The organism is Plantactinospora sp. CA-290183, from assembly GCF_050936375.1.
In the GTDB taxonomy this organism is placed as follows: domain Bacteria; phylum Actinomycetota; class Actinomycetes; order Mycobacteriales; family Micromonosporaceae; genus Plantactinospora.
In genome coordinates this window covers 58,558-79,448 of record NZ_JBNJMX010000015.1, presented here as the reverse complement: position 1 = coordinate 79,448, position 20,891 = coordinate 58,558, and the positions used below count along the sequence as shown (strand labels likewise).

At 69.1% G+C, this 20,891-nt stretch carries 15 protein-coding genes; 12 read left to right on the top strand and 3 right to left on the bottom strand.

Annotated elements, in window-relative coordinates; genetic code table 11:
* Nucleotides 1-890: 890 nt before the first annotated feature.
* The 5 genes from ACQEUR_RS19635 to ACQEUR_RS19615 all read left to right on the top strand — a co-directional run bounded on the left by ACQEUR_RS19635 (nt 891) and on the right by ACQEUR_RS19615 (nt 6,704).
* Nucleotides 891-1,760: a hypothetical protein gene (locus ACQEUR_RS19635; protein ID WP_433033131.1), complete on the top strand. Its 870-nt coding sequence runs from the start codon at nt 891-893 to the stop codon at nt 1,758-1,760.
* A gap of 1 nt (nt 1,761) precedes the next feature.
* A complete protein-coding gene (locus ACQEUR_RS19630; protein ID WP_433033151.1) occupies nt 1,762-2,685 on the top strand; it encodes a TRM11 family SAM-dependent methyltransferase in 924 nt (307 codons plus the stop codon).
* On the top strand, nt 2,682-2,999 hold the full coding sequence (locus ACQEUR_RS19625; RefSeq protein WP_433033128.1) for a hypothetical protein: 318 nt from the start codon (nt 2,682-2,684) through the stop codon (nt 2,997-2,999). The genes ACQEUR_RS19630 and ACQEUR_RS19625 overlap by 4 nt, the downstream gene beginning before the upstream one ends.
* Before the next feature lie 530 nt (nt 3,000-3,529).
* Nucleotides 3,530-4,258, top strand: a complete 729-nt coding sequence (locus ACQEUR_RS19620; protein ID WP_433033125.1) for a tyrosine-type recombinase/integrase — start codon at nt 3,530-3,532, stop codon at nt 4,256-4,258.
* Between the two features lie 55 nt (nt 4,259-4,313).
* Nucleotides 4,314-6,704 carry a tyrosine-type recombinase/integrase gene (locus ACQEUR_RS19615; protein WP_433033122.1) on the top strand — a complete coding sequence of 797 codons (2,391 nt, stop codon included), beginning with the start codon at nt 4,314-4,316 and terminating at the stop codon, nt 6,702-6,704.
* Between the two features lie 81 nt (nt 6,705-6,785).
* Here the strand turns inward: ACQEUR_RS19615 and ACQEUR_RS19610 are convergent, their stop codons facing one another.
* On the bottom strand, nt 6,786-7,436 hold the full coding sequence (locus ACQEUR_RS19610; RefSeq protein ID WP_433033119.1) for a GNAT family N-acetyltransferase: 651 nt from the start codon (nt 7,434-7,436) through the stop codon (nt 6,786-6,788).
* A 244-nt stretch (nt 7,437-7,680) separates the two neighbouring features.
* Entirely contained in the window at nt 7,681-8,826 is a 1,146-nt protein-coding gene (locus ACQEUR_RS19605; protein ID WP_433033116.1) for an MFS transporter, read from the bottom strand.
* Between the two features lie 54 nt (nt 8,827-8,880).
* Here ACQEUR_RS19605 and ACQEUR_RS19600 point away from each other — a divergent pair, with 54 nt between their 5' ends.
* From ACQEUR_RS19600 to ACQEUR_RS19570, 7 genes are all read left to right on the top strand, one after another.
* Nucleotides 8,881-9,624, top strand: coding sequence for an AraC family transcriptional regulator (locus tag ACQEUR_RS19600; protein ID WP_433033113.1), 744 nt, complete (start codon nt 8,881-8,883; stop codon nt 9,622-9,624).
* 772 nt (nt 9,625-10,396) lie between these two features.
* A complete protein-coding gene (locus ACQEUR_RS19595) occupies nt 10,397-10,858 on the top strand; it encodes a hypothetical protein (RefSeq protein ID WP_433033110.1) in 462 nt (153 codons plus the stop codon).
* The gene (locus tag ACQEUR_RS19590; protein ID WP_433033107.1) at nt 10,855-11,403 is read left to right on the top strand and encodes a DNA cytosine methyltransferase; all 549 of its coding nucleotides are present in this window, start codon (nt 10,855-10,857) and stop codon (nt 11,401-11,403) included. The genes ACQEUR_RS19595 and ACQEUR_RS19590 overlap by 4 nt, the downstream gene beginning before the upstream one ends.
* Nucleotides 11,372-12,322 carry a hypothetical protein gene (locus ACQEUR_RS19585; RefSeq protein ID WP_433033104.1) on the top strand — a complete coding sequence of 317 codons (951 nt, stop codon included), beginning with the start codon at nt 11,372-11,374 and terminating at the stop codon, nt 12,320-12,322. Before ACQEUR_RS19590 ends, ACQEUR_RS19585 begins: the two co-directional genes overlap by 32 nt.
* On the top strand, nt 12,319-13,485 hold the full coding sequence (locus ACQEUR_RS19580; protein ID WP_433033101.1) for a DNA-methyltransferase: 1,167 nt from the start codon (nt 12,319-12,321) through the stop codon (nt 13,483-13,485). The genes ACQEUR_RS19585 and ACQEUR_RS19580 overlap by 4 nt, the downstream gene beginning before the upstream one ends.
* Nucleotides 13,482-13,940: an XF1762 family protein gene (locus ACQEUR_RS19575; RefSeq protein ID WP_433033098.1), complete on the top strand. Its 459-nt coding sequence runs from the start codon at nt 13,482-13,484 to the stop codon at nt 13,938-13,940. Before ACQEUR_RS19580 ends, ACQEUR_RS19575 begins: the two co-directional genes overlap by 4 nt.
* 364 nt (nt 13,941-14,304) lie before the next feature.
* The gene (locus ACQEUR_RS19570; protein WP_433033095.1) at nt 14,305-19,500 is read left to right on the top strand and encodes an NACHT domain-containing protein; all 5,196 of its coding nucleotides are present in this window, start codon (nt 14,305-14,307) and stop codon (nt 19,498-19,500) included.
* On the opposite strand, the gene ACQEUR_RS19565 is transcribed toward ACQEUR_RS19570, so the two are convergent.
* Nucleotides 19,497-20,837 carry a hypothetical protein gene (locus tag ACQEUR_RS19565; protein ID WP_433033092.1) on the bottom strand — a complete coding sequence of 447 codons (1,341 nt, stop codon included), beginning with the start codon at nt 20,835-20,837 and terminating at the stop codon, nt 19,497-19,499. The genes ACQEUR_RS19570 and ACQEUR_RS19565 overlap by 4 nt on opposite strands.
* Nucleotides 20,838-20,891 lie beyond the last annotated feature (54 nt).

Sequence of the window (20,891 nt, the reverse complement as noted above, 5' to 3'; positions counted from 1 at the left end):
CGCAGTAGGACACGGCCATCTGACACGCCTATGACATGGCAGGTCGCGGCGTCAGCGGCGACCGCGCATGCCCATCTGGCCATCGCGGCGCCGAGTGGCCGCCATGACCGCGCCGAATCTGACAGACCGTTCGTGACGCGGCGCCAGCGGCGACCGTGCATGCCCATCTGGCCATCACGGCGCCGAGTGGCCGTCATTACCGCGCCGAATCTGTCAGACCGGTCGTGACCTGCGCGGTCACGAATCCTCGCGCCCCGCTCCGGAGCGCTATGAGAACGGGCCAGGCCGCTCGCGTGGGCCGGTCTGTCAGACCAGGCGGCTCTGACACGGCCATGGCGGCGGCCGACGCACCCGGCATGCGTCCTCGCGCCATGCCACACGTCCCGGACATGCCGAGGACATGTCCCGGTTGCGGCGCTCGTGTGGTCACGGCTATGAATGGCCAAGCTGTCGCGGCCACCGCGACGCCCAGCCGGCGGCCGGTCAGCGCCGATGGCGGAGCCTCGGCCACCGCCCCCGGGCGTGGCGGTTTGGCGGCGTGGCCGATAAGTGGCGTAGCGCGCGTGGCCGTCCGAGCGGTGTCCAGCGCTCGACAACGGCGCCTCGTCGCCCCACGTCGCGGCGGTGACGCGAATGCCCGCCGATGACACTGCCTTGTGCGCCGTGAGACCCGCCGCGGGGCTTGTCAGACTCGCGGTCCGGCTGTCGAACTCTGACAGGGGTGCGCCCGAGGTACCGGCGGCCCGTTCCCGTCCTGGGGGCAAACCGGGTGATATGGGGACTGTCGGATGGTGTGAGACCGCTGTCAGATCGCCAAGTGTTCGCTGGGTCTGACAATCGCCGATTGGTAGACGTCAGCGCAGCACGGTGCGGCGCGGAGCCGACACCAAATGATCGAGCACTCCACGCCCGACCCCGCCTCCCATGGCGGCACATCCAACATCCCATCGATCGATCTGGTGGCCGGTGACCCGCCGGTGCCGATCACCGTCTGGCGCACCGCGCGCAGCGGTGACGACCTGAGGGCGAGCATCTCCCACCGGTTGGCCCACCGGCTCATCGCCGCGTACAGCCGGCCCGGTGAGGCGGTGGTCGACCTCACCGACAGCCACGCCCTGGACGACGTCTGCCTGCGCGGCGGACGCCGGCACCACCGGGCGTGGTTCACCGACGCCAGGTCCCTGGTCGTCGGGGCCGCCACGCCGCCGCCTCGCCGTGTACTGGACGGCGCTGCGGACACGGACGTCGAGACCGACGAGCCGTTGGTCTGGTTCGGCGACGACCTCACCGACCCGGACCTGCCGCCGGCCGAAGAGTCACCCACGGTCCTGCGCGACGGCGACAGCCTGAGACAGCGGACCAGCCTGGTTGTGGCCAGCTGGCCGCTGGACGAGACCAGCGACGCCGAGAACCAGGTTCGCCTGGCGTGGCTGCTCACCGCCGGCGAACGGCTGCTGCGCCCCGGCGGTTGCCTGGTGCTGATCGTCGGCGTCCCTGCCGGCGCGGTGGCGACCCCGGAGGACTTCACCCCCGTGGTCCAGGCCGCCGCCAACACCGGCCTGGGCTATCTGCAGCACATCGTCGCGGTCTCGGCCGACACCGACGGCGACCGGTTCACCTACCACGCCACCGACGAGGAGCTTCTCGCCCTCGCGCGAGCCAGCGGCGCGGAGCATGTCCTACTCCACGTCAAGGTCCACGCCGACCTGCTCGTCTTCACCAGGGCGACGGGCAACCGGGCCGGTGGTCGCCGTGCCTGAAATGGACACCACCACCCCGACTCCGCAGCCCGACCAGCCGTACGGCACAACGAGCGCCCCGTCATGGCCGCAGACACTGTCGGTCTGGGCCACCGCCCAGTCGACCGGCCCGGTGCAGCGCCGCGGCCGGTACGTCCCGCAGTCGGTCAAACACCCGGCCCGGATGCTGCCGGCCATCGCCGCGCACGCGGTACACGCCTACACCCAGCCCGGTGACCTCGTATTCGACCCGATGTGTGGGATCGGCACCACCATCGTGGAGGCCATCCACGCCGGCCGTGACGGCATCGGCGTGGAGTACGAATCACGCTGGTCCGACACCGCCGACGCCAACATCGCCCACGCCCACCGCCACGGCGCCACCGGTCGCGGCTCAGTCATCCGCGGCGACGCTACCCACCTGGCCGTCCTGTTGCCGGCCGCCCTGCAGGGCCAGGTCGCCCTCGTGGTGACCTCCCCGCCGTACGGGCCGACGGTGCACGGCCTGGTCCGACCCGGCAGCGACGGGGTGACCAAATACGACAACCGCTACGGCGAAGACAAGGGCAACCTCGCCTACCGTTCCTCGCTCGGCGGCCTCGTCGAGGGGTTCACCGACATCCTGCGCGGCTGCTTCACCCTGCTGCGACCGGGCGGAGTGGTCGTGGTGACCGCCCGGCCCTGGCGCAAACGCGGAGAGCTGGTCGACCTGCCCTCCGCGATCCTGTCCGCCGGCACCGCCGCCGGGCTCGTGCCCCTTGAGCGGTGCGTGGCACTACTCGCCGCCGTCCGCGGCGGGCAGCTCGTCGCCCGCCCGTCGTTCTTCCAACTCCAGCAGGTCCGCAAGGCACGGGCCGGCGGAGTGCCCATGCACCTGATCGCCCATGAGGACGTGCTCGTCCTCGGCAAGCCCTCGCCGCAGCCCGGAGACGGGGTGGTCGCGTGAACGCACCCACCCAACGGTTCCTGTCCCTCGGCGCTGGCGTACAGAGCTCCACCCTCCTGCTGCTGGCCGTACTCGGCCGGATCCCACGGTTCGACGCGGCCATCTTCGCCGACACGTCGTGGGAGCCGCGCGCGGTCTACCGGCACCTGCGGCACCTGACGAGCATCGCCGAGCGGGCCGGCATCGACGTTGTCCGGGTTCGCGCCGGTGACATCAGGGCCGACGCGCTCGACCCCGCGCACCGCTTCGCCTCCATGCCGCTGTTCACCCTCGGCCGCAACGGTGAGCGGGGAATGGCACGCCGGCAGTGCTGAGTTAACTGCACCAGACGGCGACTCGATCATGGTGCAGTACACCATGACTCAGGGAGCTGACGTTGGATCTGCGTGTGCTGCTGGTGGAAGGCCAAGGAACCGTCCCGGATGTCGGCTCGGTGATCGGCACCGGCCTACGGCATCCACCGTTCGCCGTTCATGGCCCGGATGCCGCCGAGATCGAGCCGGTGACCGGCTACCTACGGAAGCTCGCCCTCAGCGATTGCAGCCCGTTGACCTGCCGAAGTTACGCATACGGGTTGTTGCGGTGGTTCCGATTGCTGTGGGCGTTGCAGGTCGGTTGGGATCGGGCGACCGAGGCTGAGGTCGCTGTGCTGGTCGGGTGGCTGCGGTCGGCACGGAACCCGCAGCGGCACCGGTCGGATCCGCAGTCGCCGCCGGCAGGGTCGGTGAACCCGCGGACCGGGAAGCCAGCGCTGCGAGCGGGTTATGCGCCGCGGACTATCAACCACGCGTTGTCGGTGGTGAGCGGCTTCTATCAATTCCATGCTCATCACGGTCGCGGGCCGGTGCGTAACCCGGTACCTGTCTCGGCTCAGCGGCGGCAGGCGCTGGCACATCGCAGCCCGCTGGAGACACCGCCTCGGTTCGGGCGGGCGCGGCTCCGTCAGCAGGTCGCCGACCCGCTGCCGCGCTCGATCCCGGATCGGCTGTGGACCGAGCTGTTCGCGGCAATGGAATGTGACCGGGACCGGGCGCTGCTCGAGTTCTTCGTCTCCGGCGGCGCCCGTGCCGAGGAACTGCTCGGGCTGACAACTGCGGACCTGGACTGGGCAGGTCAGCGGATCTGGGTGATCTCGAAGGGCAGCCGGGCACGGGAGATGGTGCCGGCCTCGCCGCAAGCATTCATCTACCTGGCTCGCTACCTTGACCAGGCCGGAACTCCGGCGGCGGATGAGCGAATCTGGCGTGCCCGCCGGGGCCAGGCCCGGCCGTTGAGCTACTGGGCGTTGCGGCGGGTTCTGCAACGAGCCAACCGTAAGCTCGGCACGAACTGGACCCTGCATGACCTACGGCACACCGCGGCGACGCGGATGGCCAACGGTGGCCGGTTGACCCTGGCGGAGGTGCAGGCCATCCTGCGGCACGCCGACATCCGGGTGACCGGCCGCTACGTGACGGCACGGGTCGAGGACCTGGTCGACAAGCTCGCCGAGCACTACAGCCGACCGCGGCCGGCGGCGACGTTCGCACCCGGTTACGACCCGGCCGACATCGCGGCGGTGTTCGGTGCCTAAGAACAGCGCATCAGCGAACACCACAGGGCTGACCCGCCGGCACCGGCACGGCCCAGTGCTGAAGGAGCTCGGCTTCCCCAGCCGGTTCGTCTCCGGCCGGATTCCTGCGCAGCCGGCGATCGCGTCGGTGCCGCCGCGCCCGTACGGGGATCTGTCGCAGGCGGTGCCGGCACACCTCGGTGAGGTCGCCGTGGCGGCTTGGGACGGTTCGGCACGGGTAGGTGGGGCCCGGCAGACACAGGTGCTGGCGGCGTTGCAGTATTTGCAGACTTTTCCCGGGTCGTCGTGGCAGCAGCGCTGGGATGCCAGCCCGCTGGGTGCTGGGACGCTCGCGGCCAGTGGCGTGCCGTCGGGTATCGAGCCAAGCCAGACGATTAGCCCGGGCGTCCGGCTGCTGTTCGCGCTGCGCGTGATCCAGCCGTCGTTGATGGCGTTCCGGCGCAACAAGTTTCGTGACTATCCGGGTCCGTTCGTCGCCGCTCAGCGCGATCCGTTGCTGGACGAGTACGTCGCGCACGTCGACGCGCACGAGGCGACCTGGGAACAGCGGCGCAAGGCGCTGTTCGACGTGTGTTGCCTGTTGACGGTGCAGGGCGTCGCTCTGGTCGATGTCACACCGGGCGCGTTGCTGCACTACACGCACGAGACCCGGCGGATCCTCACTGTGTTGCGCGAGGGCAAGAAGGACGCCAACCGGTTCTGGGGCATCGGCGTCTGGAACGTGCTGCACGCGATGGGTCACTTCCCGGCGAGCACGCCGGCCACGATGCGGGCGGCGATGCTGCGCGGGCAGCTGAGCACGACCGAGCTGGTCGACCGGTATCCGATCGCGCATCAGGGCGTGCGGCAGCTACTGATCGACTACGTCGGCCGACGCCGGGCAGAAACCGACTACGCCACGGTCAACAACCTCGCCCGGTCGCTGGCGCATCACTTCTGGGAGAAAATCGAGCGGCTCAGCCCCGGCCAGGCCGACCTGCACATCGATCCGCAGGTCTACGCGGTGTGGCGCGAGCAGCTGCGCACCCGCGACGACGGACAGCCGCGCAGCAACATCGACGAGATCGTGATCGCGATCCGCAGCTTCTACCTTGACCTGCACACCTGGGCGGTCGAGGAACCCGAACGGTGGGCGGTCTGGGTCGCGCCGTGCCCAGTCTCGCCGACCGAGTTCCGCGGCGGCGGGCAGCGGCGCCGACGCATCGAGGAACGCTCCGCCGACCGCACTAGAGTCCGGCAGCCGCTGCTGCCAGCACTCGTAGCCCACGTCGAAGATCGCCATCAGCACGCCAAGCAATTGCTCGACCAGGCGAGCGCGGTGGCCGAGGGTGACACGTTCACCGTCGCCGGACAGGTCTACCGGCGATACCTCTCGTCGATGGACCGCAAACGGGCCCGGCACGAAACCCGGCCGGTGCGCGCGGTCGACGTCGCCACCGGCGAAGTCATCCACATCAGCACACTCGAGGACAACGCCTTCTGGGAGTGGGCGATCGTTGAGACGTTGCGGCACTCCGGCGTGCGCATCGAAGAACTGGCCGAGCTGTCACACCTGAGCATCAGGCAATACGAACGCCCCAACGGCGAGATCATCGTTCTGCTGGTGATCGCTCCGTCAAAGACCGACCGGGAACGCGTCATCCCGATGTCGACCGAGCTGTTCCACGTCATAGCCCAGATCGTGCGCCGTCACACCCAGGGCGGACAGCCGATCGCGATGGTGAGTCGGTTCGACGCGCACGACAAGGTCTGGAGCACCCCGCTGCCGTTCTTGTTCCAGCGCCAGCGCGGCACCAGCCGGCACGTCATCACGCCATCCACGATGGCGCTCATGCTGCGCCGCCGGTGCGCGGCACTGGCTGAGCAGCACCCAGGCTTCCGTGGCCTGGCCTTCACTCCGCACGACTTCCGACGGATCTTCGCCACCGAGCTGGTCAACAGCGGACTGCCGATCCACATCGGCGCCGCGCTGCTCGGGCACCTCAACATCCAGACCACCCGTGGCTACGTCGCCGTCTTCGACGACGACGTGGTCCGCCACTACCAGCAATACCTTCAGCAACGGCGCGACCACCGACCGGCCACCGAATACCGCGACGCCAGTGGCACCGAATGGAGCGAGTTCCAGGAGCACTTCGACAAACGCCGCGTCGAGCTGGGCTCCTGCGCCCGCCCCTATGGCACACCGTGCCAGCACGAACACGCCTGCATCCGCTGCCCGATGCTCAACGTCAACCCCAAGATGCTGGACCGGCTCGCCGAGCTCGAAGAAGACCTCCACGCCCGGCGTGCACGCGCCGAGGCCGAAGGCTGGCTCGGCGAAATCGAAGGCCTCGACCTGACCTTGCGGTTCCTCGCTGACAAACGGCAACAAGCCATCCGGCTGAGCAAAGTCACCGGCGCCGCCGGGCTTGGCATGCCCAGCATCCGGCCGCCCAGGCGATAGCCGAAATCACCGACGAGCTGGCCGGAGGTTTGACGCCTCCGGCCAGGCCACAAGGTCATGAGTTGCTGACGTTATGGGTCGCTAGTTTCGGTCGTGGGCCGCCTGCCGTGCCAGCAGCCTCTCCTTCGCCGCTGGCCAGGCGTCGTCGACGATCGCGTACAGCACGGTGTCGCGCCAGGTGCCGTCCGCCCGGCGCCTGTGTTTGCGCAGTACGCCTTCGCGGGACGCTCCCAGCCGCTCGATCGCCTGCTTGGAGCGGATGTTGTTGTTGTCGGTGTGCAAGGCGACCCGGACCGCGCCGAGGGTTTCGAACGCGAACGTCATCATGGCGAGCTTCGAGTCCGTGTTCAGGCCTGATCGCCACCAGGCCCGGCCGAGCCAGGTGTAGCCGATGGACAGCGCCAGCAGGGTGGGTTGCGGGTCGGCGAACGATGTCGTTCCGACGAACTCGCCGGTACGCGTGTCGATCTGGGCGTAGGGGAGTCTGGTGCCGGTGGCTCTGGCGGCGAGCGCGGTGCTGATGTGGCGGGTCGCGTCCTCGATGGTGACGGGTTGGAGCAGCGCGCCGCCGGGTGGGCTTTGCCAGCGGAAGACTTCGGCGTCGTCGGGTTCGGTGCCTGCCGCCGCCAGGTAGCCGGGGGCATGTTCGAGCGTCAACGGCTCCAGCCGGATTCTTCGACCGGTGAGGACGGGTAGCGCGTACCAGAGGTGTTCGTGAGCCACGTCGCGCATGTTTCCACACGATCTTCACGGTGACGACGTGGTTTCGTTGAAGCCGGATCGGCCAACCAAGTGAGCGGTAAGCGTCGCGGACTGAGGCTCCCAACTGTCGCACGCTCCACTGGGTATCTGAGGCAGGGGCGCAACGCAAACCTCGATGCGAAGACTGGGGTCCCCGTCGGTTGGCGGTGGGTTCGGGCCCGGCCGGGCAGGGCTGGCCACCTCCGGTGGCGTCCGTGGCCCGTCGAGCCGTGCTTCAGCGCCTCGGTGCGGCCGGCTCGGGGAGGGTGCGGAACAGCAGCCAACTCAGCGCGGGCATCACGATCAGCGGGGCGAGGGCCACCTGGAGGGTGGTCGCGTCGGCGACACCGCCGATGAGCGGACTGACCAGGCCACCGACGCTGACGGTCAGGCCCAGGGTGATGCCACTCGCGGTGCCCACACGGGTCGGGAGGTAGTCCTGGCCAAGGGTGATCTGGAGCGAGAACGGGATGTAGAGCCCGGCCGAGGTGAGCGCCACGAACAGATAGAACGCCGGCCCGGGGACGAACACGACCCCCGCGACGGCGGCGACGCTCAGCAGGTACGACCAGCGCACGACGGTGACCCGGTCCCAGCGGCCGGCCAGGTTGCCCCCCAGCACCGTACCCACCGCTCCACCGAGGTAGAGCACCACAAGCGCCGCCGTTCCCGCAAACGTTCCCCCGCCGGTGCGCTGCGGCGCGTAGAGCGCCAGGAATGTGCTCAGACCGGCGAAGGCGATGGAGCGGCAGACCACGGCCAGCGACAGCCGGCCGAACGAGGCCCTGTCGTCGGTCCCGACCCATCGCGGGGTATCGGAACCGGCCCCCGTCGTCGGGTGCAGCGCGCGAAGGACGGGCAGGCACAGCACGCTGCCTGCGAGGGCCGGCACCACGAGCAGTGGAGTGAGTCGCAGACCGCCGTTGGCGACGACGGCGGCGACCAGAATGGGCGCGACGGCGAAGCCGAGGTTGCCGCCGAGGGAGAACCAACCCATGCCGGCGTGGCTTCCGCCGCTGGCGATCCGCGCGACTCGGGCGGACTCGGGGTGGTACGCCGCGACTCCGATCCCGGAGACGGCCACGAACGCCAGCGTCAACGGGTACGAACCGGTGAGCCCGCTGCACGCGATTCCCAGTCCGCCCAGGATCGTGCTCAGTGGCAACAGCCAGGGTGTTGCCCACCGGTCCGTCAGCGCACCGAACAGCGGTTGCGCCACCGAGGAGAGCAGCGAGGCGGCGAGCACCACACCGGAGGCCGCCGCGTAGGTGTAGGCACGCTCGGCGATGAAGAACGGTACGAGCGCGGCCACAGCGCCCTGGTAGACGTCCACGCAACCATGCCCGACGGACAGCAAGATGATCGTTCTGTTTCTCCGCACGCCGCCATGCTCGCCGCTTCCCGAACTGTCGGGCTTCCGATAACCTGCCAACCAATGACGAGAATCCGCCACCGGCCGGTGGCACCGACTCGCGCCCAGCAGTTGGCGTCCGGGTCCGTGATCGACGTGCACCGCCACGACGACCATCAGATCGTCTACGCCGCCCGCGGCGTGCTGGCCATCACCACCGACGCGGGTGCCTGGGTCGTCCCCGCCAGCCGCGCCATCTGGGTGCCCGCCGGAACCGCGCACGAGCACCAGGCCCACGGCGCACTCGAACTGCACCTGATCGGCCTGCCCGCGACCGAGGACCCGCTGAATCTGACGGAGCCGACCGTGCTGGCCGTCGGGCCGCTGCTGCGCGAGCTGATCCTCGCCTACACCCGCGCCCCCCAGGATGACAGCCCCGCGCGGGCGCGGCTGCGGGCCGTCCTGCTCGACCAGTTGCGGTCCTCGGCCACCCAGCCCGTGCACCTGCCCACGCCCACCGAGCCCCGACTGAAGGCACTCTGCGCGATCCTGTACGCCGACCCGGCCGACAACCGCACCCTGGCCGCGCTCGGCAGACAGGTGGGCGGAAGCGACCGTACGCTGTCCCGCCTGTTCCGCTCCGACCTCGGCATGACCTTCCCGCAGTGGCGTACCCAACTGCGGCTGCACCGTGCACTGGTGATGCTGGCCGAGGAGGTTCCGGTCACCGCCGTGGCGTATCAGTGTGGATGGTCCTCCGCCAGCGCGTTCATCGACGTCTTCCGGCGCACCTTCGGGCACACCCCGGGCAGACACGAGCGCCGGTAGCACGGACGACCGGGCAGGCAGGGCGCCTCCCTGAGGCTGCCCGCGGCACCGTCGACCGCCCGCCAACAGGGCTCTTCCCAGTTCAAGGCCTTGCTGCTCCGGCGGCAGATTCTCTCCGAAGATCTCCGCCGCCCTGTCGGATCCCGACGGCGCCGCAAGCGGCACCTCTGACCAGCCTGCCGCCGATGGCGCCCACCCGTCTGGTCCTGACCCTGGCAACGACCAGACTTGACCGCTCTTCGCCGCCGCAGGCATCGACGGCATGAGCAGCCACGTCATCGTCTTCCTCATCCTCCTCGCCGTCTGGATCGCGGCCGGCCGCGTCTTCGCCACCCGCCCCCTGATCGCGAAAGCACTCAGCCGTTGGGGCACATCCTGCTCCCCGTCGTCCTGGTCGGGATCGGCCTGCTCATCCTCATCGAGGGCGGCACCTTCGGCCTCTAACAGCCAGCCCCACCACACAGCGGCGGTGCCCACCCGGGCACCGCCGCTCTTCATTCCGGAGCAACCACAGCCACAAATCTCGGCCCTCCAGCGCCGCGCACTTGACCAGGTGCGCGGCGCCTCCATCTTCAACGGGAGTTCACTCTTGAACGCAAGTAAAACTCACACCAAACCACACAAATCAGACCAGCGAAGCACCCTCGCTTCCGCCCCGACCAAGGTGCAGATAAGCACCTCCGAATACAAGATCAAACCCATCAAGGCCGAGGTTCGCCGGCGTCTCGGCTATCCGCACCCCAACCGCGTGCCCGCCGGGATCCGAGCGGATATGGCGATCGGGATCAGCCTGGACGAGGTGGGACGGGCGCGCGACGCCGACGTCGGCTACATGCGCAACATCTTCCCGCTGCTGGACCTGCGTTGGCGGCGCGAGGACTGCGTCGCCTTCCTCGACGCACACGGCCTGGCCGGCACACCGAAGTCGGCGTGCGTGGGCTGCCCATTCCACGACGACGGCTTCTGGGCGCACCTCAAGGCCAACAGCCCGGCGGAGTGGGCGCAGGCGGTCGCCTTCGACCGCGCGATCCGCCACGGCTCCGCGCGGGCCAACGCCGACGGGCACCCGCTGCGCGGTCAGTTCTTCCTGCACCGCCAACGGGTGCCGCTGGACGAGGCGGTGCTCCGTCCACCCATCCAGCCAGCAGGTACCCCTGGTTGCGGGCCGTGGACCTGCCCGCACGACCCGTCGGCACCAACCGACGCCGGAACCGGACGTGGGGAGGTGGCGTGAGCATTGACCACCCTGCCGCCCCACGCATCGGATCCCTGTGCACCGGCTACGGCGGGCTCGACCTGGCCGTCGAAATGGTGCTCGGCGGCCAGCTCGCCTGGTACGCCGAAACCGACCGCCACGCCTGCCTCGTCCTGGCCCACCGCTGGCCCGGCGTCGCCAACCTCGGCGACCTCCGCACCGTCGACTGGACACAGGTCGCGCCCGTCGACATCCTCACCGCCGGATTCCCCTGTCAGGACATCTCCAACGCCGGCAAACGCGTCGGCATCACCGGCGAACACTCCAGCCTCTGGCGAAACGTCGCCGAGGCTGTTCGCCACCTTCGACCGCCGATCCTGTTCGTGGAAAACGTCGCCGCGCTCCTGCGCCGGGGACTCGACGTCGTCCAAGCCGACCTGGCCGCGCTCGGGTACGACACGAGCTGGACGTGCATACGCGCATCCGACATCGGGGCCGCACACCGCCGTGACCGGCTGTTCCTGCTGGCCACCCCCGCACGCCACCACGCGGATGCGGACCCTGCCGACCCCCTGCGCCCGTGACGGCAAAGGACCCGGCCACCAGTACGGACTCCCCGATCTGATCGAGCCGGCCGGCAGCCGGCACGCGCTGCTGCCGACCCCCACCGCCGCCAGCGCCGGCTCCAACCGATCGACGTCGGCCGGCGCCGCCCGCCGACCATCACTACCGCAACTGGTGCGTGAGCATCTGCTGCCCACACCCACCGCCGGCGGTGGCACCGGCTACCTGAGCGGCAACAAACGCGACACCTGGCGTCCCACCCCCGAGACAGCCGTTCAGGGCTGCTACCTGCCCAGTCCCAACGGGAAACCCGACAGGCCGCAGTCACTGCTGCCGACACCCACAGCAGCCGACAGCAGATCCTCCGCGAACGCCACCGCCGGCCGGTCCGGACAGACGGGGCACGCCGGGCGCACCCACACTGACGCCGCCCGGTTGCTGCCCACACCACGAGCCACCGACGGGTTCAAAGGCTGCCCCGGGCAGCGCGGCTCCCACGGGGACCTGACCCTGCCCTCCGCGGCGGTCCGGTTCCCGGTGCGGAGCCTGCCAACCCCGACCGGATCGGACGGGCGCGGCCCAGGCAGACACGGCACCGGCGGAGCCGACCTACGCTCGACCATCGCCGAACTACCACATGCGGTGCCGCCGGACGAGGCCCGATGGGGCGGCTACGCCGCCGCGGTCGCGCGCTGGGAAACCCTGCTCGGGCGACCCGCACCGGAGCCGACCCAAATCGGCCGCCACGGCAGACCGGTGCTTGCCCCACCGTTCGTCGAGTGGCTCATGGGCCTGGACCCGCACTGGGTCACCGACCCGGAGCTCGACCTGCCGCGCACCCTCGCGCTGAAGGTGCTCGGCAACGGCGTCGTCCCCCAGCAGGCGGCCGCGGCGCTGCGGCTGCTGCTGTGCCCATACCGGTGGGCGGTGAGCCGATGACCAGCCCCACCTTAGACCCCTACCGTTACCGGCAGATCGGCCCGGTCCAGCTGTACCTCGGCGACGCCCGCGAGGTGCTCGCCGAGATGCCCGACGCCAGCGTCGACTGCATCGTCACCAGCCCGCCGTTCTGGGGACTGCGCGACTACCGCACCGGTGCGTGGCACGGCGGTGACCCAGCCTGCCCGCACCTCCTCCACGACCCCCGCCGCACCGACGGAGCCGTGTGCACCGCCTGCCGGGCGCGATGGCTCGACCCTCAGTACGGCTTAGAAGCGACCCTGGACGACTACCTTGACCACCTAACCGCAGTCTTCGACCAGGCGATGCGGATCCTGGCACCGACGGGAACGTGCTGGCTCAACCTCGGTGACTGCTACAGCACCGCTTCGGGCGGCGCGCCCAAGAGCGGCCGGCCGCAACCCGGCGGCCTGCGCCCGGCTCGCCCCCGCGTCCAGGACATGCTTCCCCCAAAGAACCTGGTCGGAGTGCCCTGGCGCGTTGCCCTCACACTCCAGTCGCGCGGGTGGTGGCTGCGCAACGCCATCGTCTGGTCGAAGACGAACCCCATGCCGGAGTCCGTCCGCGACCGACTCTCCACCAGCTACGAACTGCTGTTCCTGCTCACCAAGTCCCAGTCTTACTACTTCAACCTCGACCCGATCCGGATCCCGCTGCTGCGGCCGGAGGCCGCCGACGGCACCCGGATCATCGGCGGGGCGCGCAAAGGATCCACCGGCGGGATCGGCGCGACCGCACGCCGCCGCGGCGCGACCGCCTACGGCAAGTACAGCGCCGATGACGCCGCCGTCGAGTCGCGAGCGGGGCGGGGCAACCTCGTCCCGCTCGGGCACGCCCACACCGGCGCGCACCCGAAGGGGCGCAACCCAGGCGACGTGTGGCGCATCGCCACCCGCCCGTACCGGGGCTCGCACGTCGCTCCATTCCCGATCGATCTGCCCCTGCGGGCGATCGCCGCCGGCTGCCCGCCCGGCGGCCGAGTCCTTGACCCTTTCTCCGGCGCTGGGACGACCGGGCTCGCCGCGCTTCAACTCGGACGCGCTTACCTGGGCGTCGATATCAAAGCCGCATTCCATGACGAGGCGCTTGCTCGGCTCACCCCGCACCTGCCCGACAGGTTGGATGACGAGGGGGAGGGGTGAGCCTGCGGACCGTGCCGGTCACCTTCGCCCAGGCGTGCGAATTCGTCGAGGCCTGGCATCGCCATCACCGGCCGCCGCAAGGTCACAAGTACAGCATCGGTGTAGCCGGCCAGGACAACGTCCTGGTCGGCGTCGCCGTCGTCGGGCGCCCAGTCGCGCGGATGCTCGACGACGGCCTGACCCTGGAAGTGACCAGAGTCGCCACCGACGGCACCCGCAACGCCTGCTCCCTGCTGTACGCGGCGGCGTGGCAGGCAGCCAAGGCGCTGGGCTACCGGCGCATGGTTACCTACACCCAGAAAGTTCTCGGGTTCGCGATTTCCGAAGTGCCTAGAGCCGTGAACTGGAGCGGTGTCGGCAGTCGCCGAGCCTACATCGGGCCTCCAGTTTGCGAACTCGTGACATGCCCCAGCGTGCCGGTGCTGAAGGCGGTCGCCGCCGTGGCCGGTGGCTGAGCTTCGTGTTTCCCTGAAGGTGCGTGGATCCTCGCGTTCGGGGCGCTGGCTGGCGGCTTGGCCGCCATAAGGTCGAGTCGATCTTCGTCCGCTGGCCGCGCAGGGCGGCACCTATCCGCTGGACCTGACCTACTCCGACTTCGGCACACCCTTGGTCCAGCAGGCACCACCAGCCGAGCAGATCGCCGGCACCAGGTAATCGATCACGAGGGCCACCCGACGCACCAGCCCCTTGGTCCGCCATGAGGAGGCAGTATCGCCCCACCGAGCTTGGCTGTCGCCACCACCCCAGTGGTGTCGTGCCCTACCCAGCGTCGCTGGGGTGCATAAAGTGAGTGTTTCGGGCGGTCGGGGAGGTACGACGGTGGGGATCACAAGCGGGTCCGAGGTTCATGATCAGACCGAAGCGGTCCTCTGGGCTTCGCCAGCCGGACCGCTGCCCAAGCCGCCGGTCGGGACCAACCTCCAGGTGCTGCCTCTCAGCCAGTTGAGCTGGCCTGACGCCGAGAAGCTCTTCCTGCGTCTTCTGCAGACTGTTCGGCCGGTCACTTACGCGAAGTTGTTCGGCACGCCCGGCCAGGGGCAGGAGGGCATCGACGCGTACGCCCGTCTGCCCCTGGATCTGACAGCTGCCGACGCCGCCGGCCGGGACTACATCACGCTTCAGTCGCGTCGGGTGCAGGCGTTGACCGCTGCCAAGATCAAGAAGGCGGTGGACGACTTCCTGAAGGGCGACTGGTCGGACAAGACCCGCACCTTTTACTACGCGACGTCCTACGACTTGCAAGACACCAAGCTCGACGAGGAGCTCCGGACGCAAGGCGATCGTCTGGCCGCGCTCGGGATGACTTTTATCCCTTGGGGCGTACAAGAGGTATCCACGTTGCTGAAGGACCATCCGCGGATCGTTGACGACTTCTTCGGCCGGAGCTGGGTCGAGGCCTTCTGCGGCCCTGAAGCAGCCCAGACGTTGGCGAATAACCTGCCCGCCCTGGAGAGCAGGGAGCTGCGCATGCGGTTGCGGCAGCTCTATCAGGCGGTGTTCTCCGCCCAAGGCGGCGTACAGCAGACGGAGGAGCCTGCCTTCGAGCAGCAGTTCGTAATTGTGAATGTTGACCCTCGGCCCCAACAGCAAGGCGTCGTGGACGTTGAGCAGCCGAGCACCGAAAGCTCGATCAGATCGGAGCATCCGGAGGACGGTTTCACTTACGTCGCCTCGCGGCTGGGCGCTCGCCGCCAGTCGTTTAGATCCGCCCAGCAGCTCATCGCCGCCGCCACGGCGGACGGGCCGAGTGCCCAAGGTGCCGTGCCGGCCGACGAATGGCTGGCCGCAGGCAAGTACCGGCTCGTCATCGGCGGCCCCGGCGTGGGCAAATCGAGCCTGCTGCGGTTCGCGGCGGCCGACCTACTCGCCGAACGGCCGCAGTCGATCGCACTGCAGCGCGAGTACGGCGGTGACCTTCCCGTTTGGCTTCCCTTCGGGTTCCTGTGCCGGCACCTCGACGCCTCGACGGAGAATTCGCTGGTTTCCGCCGTCGAAGCCTGGCTGTTGTCGCAAAGCGCCGCCGATCTCTGGCCGCTGGCCCAGCGGGCGCTGCGCGACGACCGGCTGATGCTGTTCGTCGACGGCATCGACGAGTGGAGCGACATCAGCTCAGCCGAACGCGCCCTTGGCGTCCTCGAGGCGTTCCTAGGCCGCTCGAACGCCGCCGCGGTCCTCTCCACCCGCCCTTACGCCGTCGACCGGCTCAACTGGCAGCGCCCGTGGGCACACGCCCAGATCACGCCGCTCACCGACGGGCAACGCCGCAGCATCGCTGCGGGGATCCTGCAGCCAGGCACGGCTGCGGGGGTTGACCCTGGACCACGGCTGCACTGGGGCGCCGGCGTGGACGCCTTTCTAGCCCAGCTCGAGATTTCCGCCGACCTCGCTCAGCTGTCACGGTCGCCGCTGTTCCTCACGCTCCTCGCGACGACCTGGCAGGGCGAGCCGTTACCCCGCCAACGATTCAAGATCTACACCCGCCTCGTCGAGCTGCTAATCGAAAAGCATCCACAGATGCGGCAGCGGGCCTCGCACGCTCGCGGCGGCCCGCTCCCCGCCGCTGACGCCAGCACGCTGTTCGCTGCGGTCGCCTATCGGCTGCGCCTCAAGGACGCAGCCGGCGTCGCCACCAAGCAAGACATGCGGAAGATCATCGTCGAGTCGATGACCGACGACGAAGTCCTCGGATACCAGCAGCCCGAAGCCCGGCGCCTGGCCGACGCGGTCCTTGCGATGGCCGAAGACGAGTTCGGTCTGATCGTCTCGCACGGCGCCGGCTCCTACGGATTCCTGCATCGCGTCGTGCTCGACCACCTGGCCGGCCAGCACCTGGCGATGCTGGCGCCCGACGAACAGCTCGGCGCCGTCCGGCGGTTCGTTCACGATCCTGCCTGGCGCGACGTGTTACTCGCCCTGCTCAGCGCCCAGGTCAGCCCGCACACCACCGAACTCCTGCTCGCGGCGGCCCTGAACGCGGGCGATTACGTCTGGGCAGACCTCGATGGGTACGAGCTGCTGGCCGACGCGCTGGCCGCCGGCGTCCGACTCACCCCCCGCGTTCAAGTCCTCCACACCATGGACCTGGTGGATCGGGTGGAGAATCACCCGTACGCCCGGCACCGAGCCAACCTGATTACCGCGCTGGTCGCAACACTCGCGAGCCCCGCCGCCAGCAACCAGCTGTTGCCCATCATGAAGCGGTGGCTCACCGCGCCGCGTCCCGAGCCATCCGCGACCATGTGGGCGCTACGCGAACTGCCCATCGCCGACGAAGAAGCCGCCAAGCATCTCCTCTGGGGCTTAAGGCATCCCCGCGACGAGGTGAAGGCCAACGCGGCCGGTGCCCTCGCCCGGCGACTTGGCGGACAGCCGCACCTTGTCGCGCCTCTGGTAGCACTTACTGAGACCGGGCCCAGCTCGGCCACCCAGGCCGCCGCGATATTCGCGCTGGGTGAGGGATGGCCGGATGCGCCGGACACCAAGCGCCTGATCGAGTGGGGCCGCCACCAACCGTCCACTGCGCTGCGGCTGGTGGCGCTGAACTCGGTATTCAAGGCCGCTGAACCACGTGACAGCTCCGCGTTCCGGACGGAGGAGCGTGCCTGGCTGCTCTCTATGCTGTACCACGAGGACTACCGTTCAGGGCCTTGGCCAGCCGCGGATCTGGTCGCCGCCTGCGCCGCTGCGAACACCGAGGCCGCCGACTTCGCGCTAGAAACCCTCAAGTTTAATGGGCAGACGACCGGGGGTGATCGTGGCCTGGCGTGGCATCTGGCCTGCACAGCCTTCGCTGATGATGCCCGTTTCAAAGACTGGGTCGCCGAGCAACTGGCCAGCAAGGACGAGCACAGCCTCATCCTCTACAACCTCGGCGCGATTCCCCAGCAGTGGCGTGACGACCCGGTTTTCGCCCAAGCCCTTCGTCCGCGCATCCAAGACGACCTGGCGAAACTTGCCTCCTCCGGCAGCGCTGGCCTGGCCACCACGCTTCCGCCCGACCAGGCCATAACGGTGCTGCTGCGCGGCCTGGACGCCTGGCGCCCGTACGGGGCGGCCCGTGTCCTGGCCGACAAGTACGGCGACGACGAGACCGTCCGCGAGGCGCTGACCGGTCGGCTGCGCGGCCCCTACCAGCAGGCGGCGCCCCTGGCCGGCGTAGCCCTTGATGTGCTCGGCCCCGAAGAAGGATTCGCTGTCCTCGTCTCGCTGCTGCGCCAGTCGGCCGAGGAGGGACCCAGCGAGGAACGCGTCGTGGTCGCCGAAGCGGTCGCCGAGGCATGGATCCGTCTGACGGCGGCCGCGGACGAGCCGGGCGCCGGCGCAGCACCGTCTGTTCTCGCCGAATACGACCCGGCCGAACTGGCCGCCTTGTGCACAGCTGGCGAAGCCCACTCGCTGACCTGGCATGTTGACGCTGTCATCAACGCGTGGCCGTCCCAGCCCGCCGTACAGGACTTTGCCGAACAGCTCATCGACGACGTCCGAACGCTCACCTCCGGCCTCCCGGACACCATCCCGGTCGCCATCCTCCGCAGCTACTGCACCCGAGACGACGCACGTTCACGAGAACTCTGCGCCAAAGTGTGGGCCCAGCTCGGAAACCTGGAACCGGAACTGCGCGAAGTGCTGACGTTCGAGCTGAACCGCAGCGCGCTCACCCTTGACCAGCTGGTCGAGGTGCTATCCGAGTGGGAGAAGGAGCCCGACTCCGAAGTCCGCCGCATCGCCTTCATCGGGCTGGTGCAAGCGATAAAGCGCCACCAAAAGGCCCACAACCAGACGGCCGGCTCCGAAGTGATCACCGGCCACATGCAGTGGCTGGTAGAGAAGATGAAAGCCAACCTCTGCGCCTACGGCCCCGACCTCGAAGACCTGCGGCAGCTGGCATGGATCGGCATGCTGATGCTCGGCGACATCACAGTCATCGACGGCATCACCGAGTGGATCGGCAAATCCCGCCCTGTCGCCGTCAAGCTCACCAAACTACCCGAAGGCGCCGTCGACCAAATCCTGATCGACCTCATCGCCGAGCATTGGGACCGTCTACGCGAACACTTCGGCGATGACCTGTACCAGCGCCTTGACCGAACCGCCAGCGACCGGGCCAAAAGCGTCGACGACCACAGGCACGACGTCATGGCGGCCTTGGCGACGACGGCTGCCCGGTTCCCGGCCATCGCCGAGATGCTGCGCCACGAAGCCGACACCGATCCGAAACTTCGTGAAGACCCGAACTTCCTGCTCTGGGCCAAGCAGGAGAATCGCGGCGACGAAACCGTTCTGCGCGCCCTGGCCGGCAAGCTCGGTGCCACCAGGCAGAGCTGGGCGAGCCAGGTGCTTGAAGCGGTGCTCGACAGAGAAAGCTGGGCCGTGCCCGACGACACCTTCAAAGCGGTGCTCACCGACGACGCGCACACCAGCCCATCCGGCCATCGGTGGTACAACGGGGCCAAGCTCGCCGCCTACGTGGAACTCTTCCCCGACGACGCCGTATCCGTCACCGCATTCCGAAACCTGGAAGCCTGGTTCCGTGACGACGAGGCCCGCCGCGCGCCTCGAGAATGGGACGATACGTTGGCGTTGGCGCTCGCGCTCGCTCCCTCGCAGGACCTTCCTGTGATCTTCCTCCGTGTTCATGAACGCTTCCGCCACTCCAGGCTGACGCATCTCCTCCCCACCCTGCTCAACCCCCTGATGCGGCGCCTACGCCGGGACGCAATCGCGGTCGACGCCTTCAAGAACGCCGTCCGCGAACCGATGGGTATCGCGCAGCAAACTCCTCTGTTCAAGATCGAGGCGGATCCCATCGCCCAGCAATGGCCAGATATGGTGCCGGCGCAACGGGCCTATCTCTTCGCCCTGGCCCTACGGCAAGCAGGAGCGCTGCCGCACCACGAAGCCGCTGCCGTGGTGCAAACTCTGACGTCCGTCTCGCCGGACATCGTCGTGGACAACCCATTCACCGAATGGGAAGGACCGCTGCGTCTGGCGGTCCTAGATCTTCTGCACGGCTAGGTAAGTGCGGTGAGGTCGGGGTGTTCGACGGTGGCGGCGTAGCGGTTGCCAGCGGCGATGCTGAGGCCGAACAGGTCGGCCAGTCGGCGGACGTCTCCGTTGGTGGCCTGGGCTTCGTCGAGGATGCGGTCTTGTCGGATGTCGGTGGCGGACAACCGGGGTCCGGTGGCCTGCCAGACCCAGGTGCGGCTGACGGGAGCGTCGGTGTTGGCGGTCCGGGTGGTCACGAACAGGTAGGCGTTGTTGGTGCGTGGCCACCGGCTTCGGCGGTAGTCGAGCCAGGCGGCCAGCGCCTGCTGGACGGGCTCGGCCAGGGGTATCGCCCGGTCGTCGACGTGCAGCACTCGGTCGCGGACGTCGGTGAGCCGCAGTAGCTGCACCTGGCTGGTGCGCAGGCCGTGGAAAGCGATGAGCGCGGCGACCGCGGCGTGCGCGGGGTTGTTCGAGGTCAGGGCCTGCCGGAGCGCGGGGAGGTCGACCGGGAGCGGCTGCCGAGTCTCGTGTCGGCCGGTGGCGATCCGGATGGTCGGGTCGGTGAAGACCATCTTCCGGGCCTTGAGCAGCCGAAAGATCGACTTGAGCCCCTGCCCGACCTGCGCCCGCGGGTTGCCCGATGGCGGCAGCGCACGGACCACGTCGTCGCGGGTGATCTCGCGCAGGCTGTAGTGCCCCGCCGCCGCCCACCGCAGCAGCGTGGGCAGTGCCCAGCGCAGGTGCAGCTGGATGGTGGTCTCGCTGCGTGGCCGTCGCCGCGGCGGGGTGAGGCTCCCGTGCTTCATGACCTCGAACCACAGGGTCAGCTCTGCGGCCATCGTGTCCGGGAAACGGCTGATCTGAGCTGCCGCCCATGCGTCGAGGGCGCGCACGCGGTCATCGGCCAGCATGCCGGCGTCGGCGAGGACTCTGGTCACCGCGTCGACGGGCAGTCTGATCGTGCTGAGCAGTGTCACGTCGCTGGCCCGGACCGGATCGTCGCGGTGGTCCCTAAGCCCGATCACGATGCGCAGGCCGATGCATACCTCTCGCCGCAGCCGGTCGGCCCAGCCGAGTCGCGCCGCGATCACCGCGGCATGTTCGTCGAGTTCAGCAGCCTGCTGCGGGTCGGCGCGGTGTTGCAGGTCGCGGCCGGTCAGGATTCTCGGCATGGCCGGCAACAGGGCGAGCTGTTGCCAGGCGGGCCAGACGAGGGCGTCGTCGGGCAGCCCGGCCCGATGCTGTGGCGCGTCGCTCGGGGTGCCGGTCGTGTTGCGGTGGAACATGTTGGCCAGGAACAACTGCTGTCCGTACCGGTTGGCCTCCGCGAAGTCTAGGTCGCCGTTGGGCTTGCGGTGCAGCACCGCTTGCCGGTAACAGAGCCGGCATACCCCGGTCCCTGTAGGCGCCAGGTGCAC